We start from the raw sequence: 12,764 nt of genomic DNA on the forward strand, positions 1-12,764 counted from the left end.
AGGTGGAGCACGAATTCGACGTGATCGTCGTGGGGTCGGGAGCCGGGGCGATGCTCACGGCGATACGGGCGGCAGACGAGGGGCTCTCGGTGCTGATGGTCGAGAAAACCGGGCTGGTGGGCGGCACCTCCGCGACGTCGGGCGGCGGCATCTGGATACCCGATAACCACGACATGCCGCGCGTGGGCCTGCGCGACAGCATCGAATCGGCCTTCCGCTATGTGAAGGCCTGCGCGAAGGGGCTCGCAAGCGACGATCGCGTGCTCGCCTATGTCGAAACGGCGCGCCACATGGCGGCGTATCTGCAAAGCATCGGCGTGCGCTATCGCAGCATGCCGAAGTACGCGGACTATTACCCCGGGATGGCGGGCGCGCTGCCGGGCGGCCGCACCATGGACCCGGTCGACTTCAACGCCGCGCGCCTGGGCGTAGAAGGCCTGGACATGCTGCGCCCGACCAATCCGGGCCAGCTCATCATGGGCCGCATGACGATCAACGCGTTCGAGGCGCGCTCGATTCTCGCGCGCGAACGCAAGGCGAAGCTGCTGATCACGTGGATCATGCTGCGCTATGCGATTGATTATCCGTGGCGGCGCAAGACCACGCGCGATCGTCGCCTCACGGGCGGCCAGGCGCTGCTCGGCGGCCTGTGGGCGGCGCTGCGCAGGCGCAACGTAACGGTGTGGGTCGATGCGCCGCTGCAATCGCTCGTGCGCGAAAGCGGCCGCGTGAGCGGCGCGGTCGTGCTGCGCAACGGCGAGGCCTGCACGGTTGCCGCGCGCAAGGGCGTGGTGCTGGCGGCGGGCGGCTTCGAGCGCAATCAGGCCATGCGCGAGGCGTATCTGCCGCAACCCACGGAAGCGGGCTGGACCGCCACGCCGCCTGGCTGCAACACCGGCGACGCGATTCTTGCGGGCGCCGACGCGGGCGGCGAGTTGCATCTCATGTCGCACACGTGGGGCGTGCCCACGATGCAGGTGCCGAAGGAGGACCGCTTTCGCGGCATCTTCGTCGAGCGCTCGCTGCCGGGCTGCATGGTGGTGAACGCGCGCGGCGAGCGCTTCGTGAACGAGTCGTGCCCGTATCCCGAGTTCCAGCAGGCCATCTATGCGGACCACGCGCGCAGCGGCGCGGCCGTGCCCGCGTGGATCGTGTTCGACGCCGACTTTCGCCGCAAATACCCCATCGGTCCGCTGGCGCCGGGCGAAGCGGTGCCCGATTCGCGCCTGCGCAAGAGCTGGCTCAACGTCGTCTACTGGAAGGACGAGACGCTCGAAGGGCTGGCCGCGCAGATCGGCGTCGATCCCAGGGGGCTCGTCGCAAGCGCCGTGCGCATGGGCGAATTCGCGCGCACGGGCAAGGACCTGGAGTTCGACCGTGGCGGCAATGTGTTCGACCGCTATTACGGCGACGTGAGCGTGCATCCGAATCCGAATCTCGCCCCCATCGCGCGCGGACCGTTCTATGCGCTGAAGCTGTACCCGGGCGAGATCGGCACGAAGGGCGGCCTGCTCACCGATCGCGATGCGCGCGTGCTCGATGCGAACGGCGCCGCCATTCAAGGGCTTTACTGCATCGGCAACAACTCCGCTTCGGTCATGGGGCCGTCGTATCCCGGCGCGGGCTCGACGCTCGGACCGGCGATGACGTTCGGCTTTCGCGCGGTGGCCGCCATGGCGGGCAAGCCGATCGCACTGGAGCGCACCGACTTGCTGGAGGCGGTGCAATGACCGAAGCAACGCGCGAAGCCAGACGCGAAAAGCCCAGCACGGTCACGCCGATCGAAGCGGAGCTTCTCGTCGATGACGCTTCGCAGATCGCGTGGAGCGAGACCGCGGACGTGGTGGTCGTGGGCTGGGGCGCGGCGGGGGCGTGCGCGGCGATCGAGGCGCGCTCGCAGGGCGCTTCGGTGATCGTGATCGACCGCTTCGAGGGCGGCGGCGCGAGCGCGCTCTCGGGCGGCGTGGTGTACGCGGGCGGCGGCACGCCGTATCAGCAGAAAGCCGGTTTTCGCGACACGCCCGAAGCGATGTACGAGTATTTGCGGCGTGAGGTCAACGGCGTGGTGAGCGACGAGACGCTCATGCGTTTTTGCCGCGACAGCGCCGCGAATCTCGCCTGGCTCGAAGCGCAAGGCGCACGCTTCGACGCGACGATGCCCGAGCACAAGACCTCTTATCCGCCCGACGGCGTGTATCTCTACTACTCGGGCAACGAGATGGTGAAGACGTATCGCGGCGCGCACGCGCCCGCGCCGCGCGGCCATCGCACGGTGGCGCGCGGGCAGTCGGGCGCGACGCTCTACTCGGCGTTGCGCGATTCGACGCTGCGCGCGGGTGCGCAGCCGGTGTTGCAGGCCACCGTGCAGCGGCTCGTGCGCGAGCGCGGCACGGGCCGCGTGCTGGGCGTGGAAGTGTGGCAGGTGCCGCAGGGCGGCGAGACGGCGACGCGCCACGCGAAGTTCAATCGCCTCGCGAACCGCTGGCGCAATTACCGCGCAGCGAAGGCCGAGCAATGGCGCATTCAGGCCGCGCAGATCGAACGCGCCGAAGCCGCGCCGCGTTTCATTCGCGCGGAACGCGCAATCATCCTCGCGGCGGGCGGCTTCGTCTTCAACCGGCAGATGATCAAGGAGCACGCGCCGCGTTACGCGCGCGGCTGGAAGAACGGCCACGCGGGCTGCGACGGCAGCGGCATTCGTCTCGGTCTCGCATCGGGCGCGCAAGCGGCGCATCTGTCGAACGTTTCGGCCTGGCGCTTCATCACGCCGCCGTACGCGTGGCCGCGCGCCATGGTCGTCAACACGCGCGGCGAGCGCTTTTGCAATGAAGAGGTCTATGGCGCGACGCTCGGCTACGAGATGGTCGAGCATCAGGGCGGGCGCGCATGGATCGTGCTCGATGCGCGCCTGCGCAGGCAGGCGATCCTGCAATGCCTGAGCGGACGCCTGTGGGCCTTTCAGGCGTTGCCCGCGCTCGCGATGATGCTGTTCGGGGCGAAGCGCGCCCGCTCGATCGACAAGCTGGCGGCGCGCATCGGCGCGGACCCGCAAACGCTGCTCGCCACCGTGCTCAGCTATAACGCCGCGGCGCGCGGCGAATGCACGGACGCGCTCGGCAAACTGCCCGAGATGCGCGCCGTGCTCGACAAGGCGCCGTTCTACGCGATCGATCTTTCGATCGGCGCGCCGATGTTCCCGCTCGCCACCATCACGACGGGCGGCCTCAAGATCAACGAAGCCGACGGGCACGTGCTCGACGCGCAAGGCGAGGACATTCCCGGCTTGTTCGCGGCGGGGCGTACCGCGATCGGCATTCCTTCTTCGCGCTACATGAGCGGCACGTCGCTCGCGGATTGCGTGTTTTCCGGCCGCCGCGCGGGGCGCGCGGCGGCCTTCGAATCGATGGAGCAAATGAATGGCACGTCTGCAAGGTAAAGTCGCGCTCGTCACCGGCGCGGCAAGCGGGCTGGGCAGCGCGATTGCGCTCGCATTTGCGCGCGAAGGCGCGCGCGTGGTGCTCACCGATATCGACGCGCAGGCGGGCGAAGCCATGGCGCGACGCATCGGCGAAGCCGCGTTTTTTGTCGCGCACGACGTGACGAAAGAGGACGACTGGGCGCGCGCGATCGCGGCCACGCATGAGCGCTTCGGCGCGCTTAACGTGCTCGTCAACAACGCGGGCATCCTCAAGCAGGGGACCATCGAGCAGGCATCGTTCGAGCAGTGGCAGCAAGTGCTGCACGTGAACGCGGGGTCGTGCTTTCTGGGCTGCCGATACGGCATCGCCGCGATGAAGGAACACGGTGGCTCGATCGTCAATATCGCGTCAGTTTCGTCGTGGCTGCCCATCGACGGCTATGCGGCCTACGGCGCTTCGAAGGCGGCGGTCGCGTCGCTCACGCGCTCGAGCGCACTGCATTGCCGCAAGAACGGCTACGCCATACGCGTGAACTCGGTGCATCCGGACGGCATCTACACGCCGATGATGCAGGCGAGCGCCCCTGGCGTCGATCCGAAGTATCTGCTGTTCGACAAGGACCGCAATCGCGGCGGCCGCGCGTGCCCGCCCGAGGACATCGCGAACATCGTGCTCTTTCTCGCCTCCGACGAATCGCGCCAGATCAGCGGCGCGCAGATGCAGGCCGACAACGCAATACTGGGCATGGGGTTATGAGCAAGCTGCAACCGCGTTATCACGCGCTGCGCGTGGCCGCCGTGCTCGACGAGACGGCCGACGCGCGCTCGATCGTGTTCGAGGTGCCCGAGCCGTTGCGCGAGACCTTTCGCTACCGGCCGGGCCAGTTTCTGACGCTGCGCCTGCCGGTCGGCGCCGAACGGCTGCCGCGCTGTTATTCGATGTCGAGCGCGCCGACGCTCGACGCCGCGCCGCGCGTGACGATCAAGCGCGTGGCGGGCGGCGCGGGCTCGAACTGGGTGTGCGACCACGTGAGACCCGGCGACACGCTGGACGTGCTGGCGCCTTCCGGCGTTTTCACGCCGGGCTCGCTGGACGGGGACTTTCTGCTGTTCGCGGGCGGTAGCGGCATCACGCCGGTCTACTCGATTCTGCGCTCGGCGCTCGCGCTTGGCGCGGGCCGCGTGCGGCTCGTCTACGCGAACCGCGACGAGCATTCGGTGATCTTCGGCCGCGAACTCGATGCGCTTGCCGCGCAGTATCCGCAGCGCTTTGAAGTGGTGCACTGGCTCGACAGCGAGCGGGGCGTGCCGAGCCTTGCGCAACTCGGCGAACTCGCATGCGAGTGGCGCGTGGCGCAAGCGTTTATCTGCGGGCCGGGGCCGTTCATGGATTCGGCTGCGGCGGCGCTGGATGCGCTCGGCTTCGCGAAAGATCGCGTGCATGTGGAGCGGTTCGTGTCGTTGCCGGCGGAATCCGTGTCGGACGAGGCCGGGAACGCCGGTTCCGGGGAATCGGCGTCATCGGGTTTGTCAGTACAACTGGAGATTGCGCTGGACGGCGCGATCCATCGCATTGAAGCCAGCGGCGACGAAACGCTGCTCGAAGCCGCCGTGCGCGCGGGCCTCAATGCGCCTTTCTCGTGTCAGGAAGGCATGTGCGCCTCGTGCATGTGCCAGGTGATCGAAGGCTCGGTCCATCTTCGCCGCAACGAAGCGCTCGACAGCGGCGATTTGAAGCGCGGCTGGACGCTGAGCTGCCAGGCCGTGCCGACTAGCGCGCACGTGCGTATCAAGTATCCGGAGTGAAATCGATGAGTCTCAATTCTTGCGAAGCCGCCCACACGCTGCCCCAGGTCGTCAGGCAGGCGGCGCGCTCGCACGCGGCGCGCGCGGCCATTGTCGATGGCGACACGCACGTCGACTATGCGGCGCTCGCGCAGCAGATGGAGCGCGTGGCGCGCGCGCTGATCGCGCTCGGCGTGCAGGCGGGCGAACGCGTGGCCATCTGGGCCCCGAACCTGCATGAGTGGATCGTTGCCGCGTGCGGCATCCATGCGGCGGGCGCGGTGCTCGTGCCTGTGAATACGCGTATGAAAGGCGCGGAGGCCGCCGACATCATCGAGCGCAGCGGCGCACGCGTGCTGTTTTGCATCGGCGACTTTCTGGGGCAGTACTATCCGTCCCTGCTCGATGAGCGGCGGCCCGCGTCGCTCGCGCATATCGTGGTGCTGCGCGGCGCGGCAATCGATGCGCGCGATCTCGAATGGCGCACGTTCCTTGGCCTCGCCGACGCGGTGAGCCCCGATTGCGTGCACGAGCGCGAGCGCGGCCTCACGGCCGACAGCGTGGCGGACATCATGTTCACCTCGGGCACCACGGGCGCGCCCAAGGGCGTCATGGCGGCGCATGGCGCGATGATCCGCGCGTTCAACGAGTGGTCGCGCGTGGTTGGTCTTGGCGAAGGCGACCGCTACCTCATCATCAATCCGTTTTTCCATTCGTTCGGCTACAAGGCGGGCTGGGTCGCCGCGTTCCTGCGCGGCGCGACGGTGTATCCGCACCAGGTATTCGACGCGGAGTCGGTGCTGCAACGCATCGAGGCGGACCGCATCACGTTCCTGCCGGGACCGCCCACGCTGTTCCTCTCGATGCTTGCGCACCCGCGCCTGCGCGAGTTCGACATCGGATCGCTGAACGCATCGTGCACGGGCGCGGCTGTGGTGCCGCCGGTGCTCATTACGCGCATGCGTGAGGAGTTGGGCTTTCGCATCGTGACTACGGCTTACGGGCTGACCGAATGCGGCGGTTGCGCCACGTTGTGCGACCCGGCGGACAGCGCCGAGGTGATCGCGCTGACTTGCGGCAAGGCGCTGCCGGGGACCGAGGTGCGCTGTGCTGATGCCGATGGCAATACAGTTGCGGTTGGTGAGCCTGGTGAGGTGCTGCTGCGCGGTTATCACGTCATGAAGGGCTATTTTGGCGACGAGGCGGCTACGAGTGAGGCGATCGACGCGCAAGGATGGCTGCATACCGGCGATGTGGGGGTGATCGATGAGCGCGGTTACTTGCGTATCACGGATCGCTTGAAGGATATGTTCATCGTCGGCGGGTTTAACTGCTATCCGGCAGAGATTGAGAAGGCGCTCGCGGCGCATGAGGCGATCGCGCAGGTCGCCGTGGTGGGCGTGCCTGATGAGCGGCTCGGGGAAGTGGGGTGCGCATGCGTGATTCTGCGGCCGGAATGCTCGGTTGATCAGGCGGCGCTTGTGGCCTGGTCAAGGGAGCGGATGGCGAATTATAAGGTGCCGCGGTATGTGCTCGTTTTTGATGGGTTTCCGCTTAATGCGTCTAATAAGGTGCTTAAGAGGGAGCTTGTGAAGATTGTTATTGAGCGGCTTGGTGGGGTGGGTTGATTTTCTTTTTTTTGTTGTTGTCGTGGTTCGTAAGGCGTTGGCGTTTCCTTGTTTTCGTGTCGGTCTGCCAGGGTTGCCCCTGTGCGGGGCGGCACCTACTTTTCTTTGCAGCGGCAAAGAAAAGTAGGCAAAAGAAAGCCGCTCACACCGCTAGTGCCCGCCACCGTTCACCCCGCACCGCATCAGGTAGTGGCTCCGGAGCATCCGTCACCCCGCACCTTCGAACGTAGTGACAAAGGGCTCATCCTTCCGGCGGCGCTACGCGCCCCGAAGGGCATAACAGAAAGCACAAACCTCGCGTACGCAAGGCGGGTTCCCTTGCAGACCTTTCCGCAGCGCGCGAAGCGAGCAGCGGGAAGTATGACTGCCTTGTCACTCAGATTGAAGGTGCGAGGTGACGGACGCTCCGGAGCCACTACCTGATGCGGTGCGGGGTGAACGGTGGCGGGCATTGGCGGTTTGAGCGGCTTTCTTTTGCCTACTTTTCTTTGCCGCTGCAAAGAAAAGTAGGTGCCGCCCCGCACAGGGGCAACGCATGCATACCGACGCGAAAGCAAGGAAACGCGAAAACCCCAACCCAACCAAAAGCAAAAGCGGCCCCCCAAAAAAAACCACAACAAGCCCTTAGTCCCATCGGACGATGGCGCCCCGCACTCCCAACCGTAGCCTGTGAGCAAGGGCCCAAGCGCACCAACCGGGCCCCAATCCCCATATCAACAAAGCAACAAAGGAGCAATGCGGATGAGACTCGCAGGCAAAGTTGCACTCGTAACGGGTGCGGGCCAGGGCATCGGCCGTTCTATCGCACGTCTTTTCGCCGAGGAAGGCGCGACCGTGGTCGCCATCGACCTCGATCTGGAGGCGGCGCAAACCACCATTTCCACCGCGCCGGAAGCACAGCAATGCGCGGCACGCAAGGTGGACGTGAGCAGCAGCGCGGCGGTGCAGGCGCTGTTCGCCGAGACGGTGGAGCGCCACGGCCGCGTGGACATCGTCGTCAACAACGCAGGCGTGGGCGCAGTCGACACGCTCGCGCAAACGCCCGACGAAAACTGGGCCAAGGTCATCGGCGTCAATCTCACGGGCGCGTTCTATCTGTGCCGCGAGGCGGCGCGCAGCATGCAGGCCGTGGGCAATCGCGGCGCCATCGTCAATGTGTCGAGCACGTCGGCGCTCAATGGCGAAGGTCCGGCGCATTACTGCGCGTCGAAAGCCGGTGTCATGGGCCTCACGCGCAGCATCGCGCGCGAACTCGCGCCCACCGGTATTCGCGTCAACACCGTCGTGCCGGGTCCGACCAACACCCCGATGATGCAAGGCATCCCCGAGGAATGGAGCGAGGCCATCGTCAAGTCGGTGCCGCTCGGACGCATGGGCAAGCCGGATGAAGTGGCCCGCGTGGCGCTCTTCCTGGCAAGCGACGACAGCGCCTTCATCACGGGGCAAAACGTGGCCGTGAACGGCGGCATGGCGTTTATTTAGGAGAATGGAATGACAGGACGTCTTGAAGGCAAGGTCGCGCTCGTCACGGGCGGCGGCACCGGCATCGGCGCCGCTACGGCGGAGCGTTTCGCGCAGGAGGGCGCAACGGTCGTGATCTGCGGGCGGCGCGAAGGTCCGCTCGCGGAAGTGGTGGCGCGCATCACCGCTAACGGCGGCCGCGCCGAGGCCGTGCAGGCCGACGTGAGCAACGAGGCCGCGTTCGAAGCGGCGATTGCGGGCACCATCGAGCGCCACGGCGCGCTCGACATTCTCGTCAACAACGCCATGGCCTATACATGGGGCTTGATCGAGGATACGTCGACCGGCGACTGGCACGCCAACTTCGCCACGTCGGTGGACGGCACCTTCTGGGGCACGCGCGCGGCGATGAAGCTCATGAAGGAGCGCGGCGGCTCGATCATCAATCTCTCGTCGATCTGCGGTCTGCTTGGCACCTCGCACATGGCGGGCTATTCGGCGGCGAAGGCGGCCGTTATCAACTTCTCGCGCGCGGCGGCGGCCGAGGGCGCGGCGCACGGCATTCGCGTGAACGTCGTGATTCCGGCCGTGGTGGAAACGCCGGGCACCGCCGCGATGCTCTCCGACGCCACGGCGCGCAGCAAGACCGAGTCGCTCATCCCGATGCGCCGCGTCGGCCGCCCCGACGAGCTCGCGAACGCGATTCTCTTTCTCGCGAGCGACGAGGCCTCGTATGTGACGGGCGCGGCGCTGCCCGTGGACGGCGGCCGGACGGCCGTGCTCGGCACCGCGCTCGACTGAGGGGAGCGGGCATGAGCACCGAAACACTGGAGGCGAGGCTCGATCGCCTCGAATCGATCGAGGAGATTCGCCAGCTGGCGGGCAAGTATTCGCTGTCGCTCGACATGCGCGATCTCGACGCCCACGTGAACCTGTTCGCGCCCGATGTGCGCGTGGGCAAGGACCGCGTGGGCCGTGCGCATTTCAAGGCGTGGCAGACCGATACCTTGCGCGAGCAGTTCACCGGCACGTCGCACCACCTGGGACAGCACATCATCGAGTTCGTCGACCGCGACCATGCGACCGGCGTGGTGTATTCGAAGAACGAGCACGAGTGCGGCCCCGAGTGGGTCATCATGCAGATGCTCTACTGGGACGATTACGAGCGTATCGACGGCCGTTGGTACTTCAGGCGCCGCCTGCCGTGCTACTGGTATGCGAGCGACCTGAACAAGCCGCCCATCGGCGACATGAAGATGCGCTGGCCGGGCCGCGAACCGTACAAGGGCACGTTTCACGAGCTGTTTCCTTCGTGGCGCGAGTTCTGGGCCGAGCGGCCCGACAAGGACAGCTTGCCCGAAGTCGCCGCGCCCGCGCCGCTCGAGCAGTTTCTCGCCACCATGCGGCGCGGTACGCCCGCGCCGCGCATCCGTGTTCGCTGAGGCCGCCATGCACGAGAGTCTTTTCGAACCCGTGCGCCTTGGCGCGCTCGATCTCGCCAACCGCATCGTGATGGCGCCCATGACGCGCAATCGCGCGGACCCCGATGGCGTACCCACCGTGATCATGGCGGACTACTACGCCGCGCGCGCCGACGCGGGCCTGATCGTCGCAGAGGGCACCTGGCCGGTGGCGAATGGCCAGGCGTACTGCCGTCAACCGGGCCTCCAGACGCTGGCGCATATCGCGGGCTGGAGCCGCGTGGTCGACGCCGTGCACGCGCGCGGCGGCAAGATCGTCTTGCAGATCATGCACGCCGGGCGCATCGGCAGCGCCTTCGTCAAGCCGCCGGGCGTGCAGACCGTGGCGCCCTCGCCATTGCGCGCGGCGGGGCAGGTGTTCACCGATCGCGCGGGCATGCAGCCCTACGACGAGCCGATCGAACTCGACACCGACGCGGTGCGCCGCATCGTCAACGAACACCGGCTCGCGGCCATTCGCGCGCGCGAGGCCGGTTTCGACGGGGTGGAGCTGCACGGCACGAGCGGCTATCTGCCGATGCAGTTCATGTGCACGGGCACCAACCTGCGGCGCGACGAATACGGCGGATCGCTTGCGAACCGCATTCGTTTCGCCGTGGAGTGTTTGAGCGGCATGGCCGAAGGCATGGGCGCCGAGCGCGTGGGTCTGCGGATCAATCCGGGCAACACCTATAACGACACGTCCGATCAGGACTCCGCACAAACGCATGTCGCGTTGATGGAAAAGGCCGCCTCGCTGGGAATCGGCTGGCTGCATGTGATGCGCTCGCCCGATGCCGCCATCGACGCGTTTGCGCTCGCACGCAAGCACTTTGGCGAGGCGCTGATCCTCAACGACAGCATCGGCGCGCAAGAGGGTACGCGCCTGATCGACGAGGGCGCGGCCAGCGCCGTTTCGTTCGCGCGCGACTTCATCGCCAACCCCGATCTCGTGCGCCGCCTGCGCGAGGGTTTGCCGCTCGCGAAGTTCGATCGCAAAACCCTCTACACGGCGGGTTCGGCGGGCTACAGCGACTACCCCGCGGCGCCCGCCTGCGTGGCATGACGTACTGCGCTGACGCACTGGGTTGACGCACTGCGCAAAAACCGCCGCGAGGCTTGCCGGACGGTGGTTTTCGTTAGTCTCAACGGACGATGACCCGCCCCGGTGCGGGCGGGAATAATGAATTCACGCTGCTACGAATCTGAGAGGTCTCGGGAGATGATGGAAATTAGCGGTCTTGCCTACGTGGTGGCCGAAACCACCGACATGGCGAAGTGGAGCGACTACGCGCAGCACGTGCTGGGCGCCATGACGGAACGCTCGCCCTCGGGCAGCCTGCGCGTGAAGATCGACGAGCGGCAGTTTCGCATCGCGGTCGTTTCCGGCCAGCGCGACGCGTACACCGCGTCGGGCTGGGAAGTGCGCAACGCCGAAGCATTCGCCGCCGCCGTCGCGGCGCTCGAAGCCGCGCACGTGACATTCACGCGCGGCGACGCGGCGCTATGCGCCGAACGCTGCGTGCAGCAACTGGTGGCCTTCGACGATCCCTCGGGCAACCGTCACGAAATCGTCTGGGGCTTCAAGTCCGACTTCCGTCACTTCGCGTCGCCCGTTGGGGTCGCGCGCTTCGTGACCGGCGAGATCGGCATGGGTCACGCGGTGCTGCCGGCCACCAATTTCGACGCCACCGTCGCGTTCTTTCGCGATGTCATGGGCTTCGGGCTTTCCGACATTTTCAACTTCCAGCCGGCGGGCGCGGACGGCCCGACGTTGCCGATCCACTTCCTGCACTGCGCCAACGGCCGTCACCACAGCGTCGCTTTCGCGGGCTTTCCGGTGGAAAGCGGTTGCGTGCACATCATGCTCGAAGTGGAGTCGATGCCGGAAGTCGGCCGCGCGCTCGACCGCATGGCGGCGCATGGCGCACCGCTATCGGCGACGCTCGGCCAGCACACCAACGACCGCATGATTTCGTTCTACATGAAGTCGCCCTCGGGCTTCGACATCGAGTACGGCTATGGCGGCGCGGTGGTGGACTGGAAGCAGCACATCGCCCACGAATTCACGGCCGTGAGCCTGTGGGGCCACGATTTCACGGTTGGACGCAAGGGGTAAGGCATGGCGAACAAACTGATGCAGGCGGGCGAGGTGGTCTCGCAACTGCGCGACGGCATGACGATCGGCATTGGCGGCTGGGGGCCCCGGCGCAAGCCGATGGCGCTCGTGCGCGAACTGCTGCGCTCGCCGGTGAAGGATCTGACCGTGGTGGCGTATGGCGGCGCCGATGTCGGCATGCTGTGCGCCGCGGGCAAGGTGCGCAAGCTCGTGTTCGCGTTCGTGTCGCTCGACTTCATTCCGCTCGAACCGTATTTCCGCATGGCGCGCCAGAGCGGCAAGCTCGACGTCATGGAAATCGACGAGGGCATGCTGATGCTCGGCCTGAAGGCGGCGGGCATGCGCATTCCGTTCATTCCGACTTCGATTGGTCTTGGCACCGACGTGCTGCGCCATAACCCGGAAATCGCCGTGATCGGCTCGCCCTACGACGGGCGCGACTGGGTGGCGATGCCCGCGCTGCCGCTCGACGTCGCCCTGCTGCACGCCGATCGTGCGGACGCGCGCGGCGTGTGCCAGATCAAGGGCCCGGACCTGTACATGGACCACCTGTTCGCGCGCGCTGCCAGCCAGACCTACGTCAGTTGCGACGAACTCGTCGAGAGCTCGTACTTCGAAAGCGAGGAAGAGGCGCGCCACGTGCACTGGGAGCGCTCCGAGACGACCGGCGTGGTGCATGCGCCGTGCGGCGCGCATCCGTCCTCCTGTGCGCCGCTCTACGGCTTCGACGTCGCGCATTTCAAGGCGTATGCCGCAAGCGCGAAAGACCCGGAAGGCTGGCAGCAGTATTACGCGCGCTACGTCGCGCCCGGCGAAGAAGCCTATCTGGCGAGCGTGGGCGGCGCCGATGCAGTGCGCGCCCTGCCGTTGCCGGTTTTCTGAACGAGGTGATG

The 12,764-nt window shown here is 66.7% G+C and carries 11 protein-coding genes; all 11 read left to right on the plus strand.

Translation table 11 applies throughout. From position 1 onward, the window contains the following. Positions 1–2 precede the first annotated feature (2 nt). A complete protein-coding gene (locus C7402_RS23315; RefSeq protein ID WP_116612305.1) occupies positions 3–1,730 on the plus strand; it encodes an FAD-binding protein in 1,728 nt (575 codons plus the stop codon). After that, on the plus strand, positions 1,727–3,436 hold the full coding sequence (locus C7402_RS23320; RefSeq protein ID WP_112174189.1) for an FAD-binding protein: 1,710 nt from the start codon (positions 1,727–1,729) through the stop codon (positions 3,434–3,436). The genes C7402_RS23315 and C7402_RS23320 overlap by 4 nt, the downstream gene beginning before the upstream one ends. After that, on the plus strand, positions 3,417–4,175 hold the full coding sequence (locus C7402_RS23325) for an SDR family oxidoreductase (RefSeq protein ID WP_116612306.1): 759 nt from the start codon (positions 3,417–3,419) through the stop codon (positions 4,173–4,175). The genes C7402_RS23320 and C7402_RS23325 overlap by 20 nt, the downstream gene beginning before the upstream one ends. Continuing rightward, entirely contained in the window at positions 4,172–5,224 is a 1,053-nt protein-coding gene (locus C7402_RS23330; RefSeq protein ID WP_116612307.1) for a ferredoxin--NADP reductase, read from the plus strand. Before C7402_RS23325 ends, C7402_RS23330 begins: the two co-directional genes overlap by 4 nt. 5 nt (positions 5,225–5,229) lie before the next feature. Beyond that, the gene (locus C7402_RS23335; protein WP_116612308.1) at positions 5,230–6,831 is read left to right on the plus strand and encodes a FadD3 family acyl-CoA ligase; all 1,602 of its coding nucleotides are present in this window, start codon (positions 5,230–5,232) and stop codon (positions 6,829–6,831) included. A 741-nt stretch (positions 6,832–7,572) separates the two neighbouring features. Next, positions 7,573–8,313 (plus strand): SDR family NAD(P)-dependent oxidoreductase, encoded by a 741-nt coding sequence (locus C7402_RS23340; RefSeq protein WP_112174184.1) that lies wholly within the window; start codon positions 7,573–7,575, stop codon positions 8,311–8,313. A gap of 9 nt (positions 8,314–8,322) precedes the next feature. Then, positions 8,323–9,093: an SDR family NAD(P)-dependent oxidoreductase gene (locus C7402_RS23345; protein WP_116612309.1), complete on the plus strand. Its 771-nt coding sequence runs from the start codon at positions 8,323–8,325 to the stop codon at positions 9,091–9,093. A gap of 11 nt (positions 9,094–9,104) precedes the next feature. Continuing rightward, positions 9,105–9,734 carry a nuclear transport factor 2 family protein gene (locus C7402_RS23350; protein WP_112174182.1) on the plus strand — a complete coding sequence of 210 codons (630 nt, stop codon included), beginning with the start codon at positions 9,105–9,107 and terminating at the stop codon, positions 9,732–9,734. A 7-nt stretch (positions 9,735–9,741) separates the two neighbouring features. Then, complete coding sequence (locus tag C7402_RS23355) at positions 9,742–10,818, plus strand: alkene reductase (protein ID WP_116612310.1); 1,077 nt, start codon at positions 9,742–9,744, stop codon at positions 10,816–10,818. A 156-nt stretch (positions 10,819–10,974) separates the two neighbouring features. Next, complete coding sequence (locus C7402_RS23360) at positions 10,975–11,871, plus strand: VOC family protein (RefSeq protein WP_112174180.1); 897 nt, start codon at positions 10,975–10,977, stop codon at positions 11,869–11,871. Between the two features lie 3 nt (positions 11,872–11,874). Continuing rightward, the gene (locus tag C7402_RS23365; RefSeq protein WP_116612311.1) at positions 11,875–12,753 is read left to right on the plus strand and encodes a CoA transferase subunit A; all 879 of its coding nucleotides are present in this window, start codon (positions 11,875–11,877) and stop codon (positions 12,751–12,753) included. Positions 12,754–12,764 lie beyond the last annotated feature (11 nt).

The organism is Paraburkholderia unamae (genome assembly GCF_003096875.1).
Taxonomy (GTDB): domain Bacteria; phylum Pseudomonadota; class Gammaproteobacteria; order Burkholderiales; family Burkholderiaceae; genus Paraburkholderia; species Paraburkholderia unamae.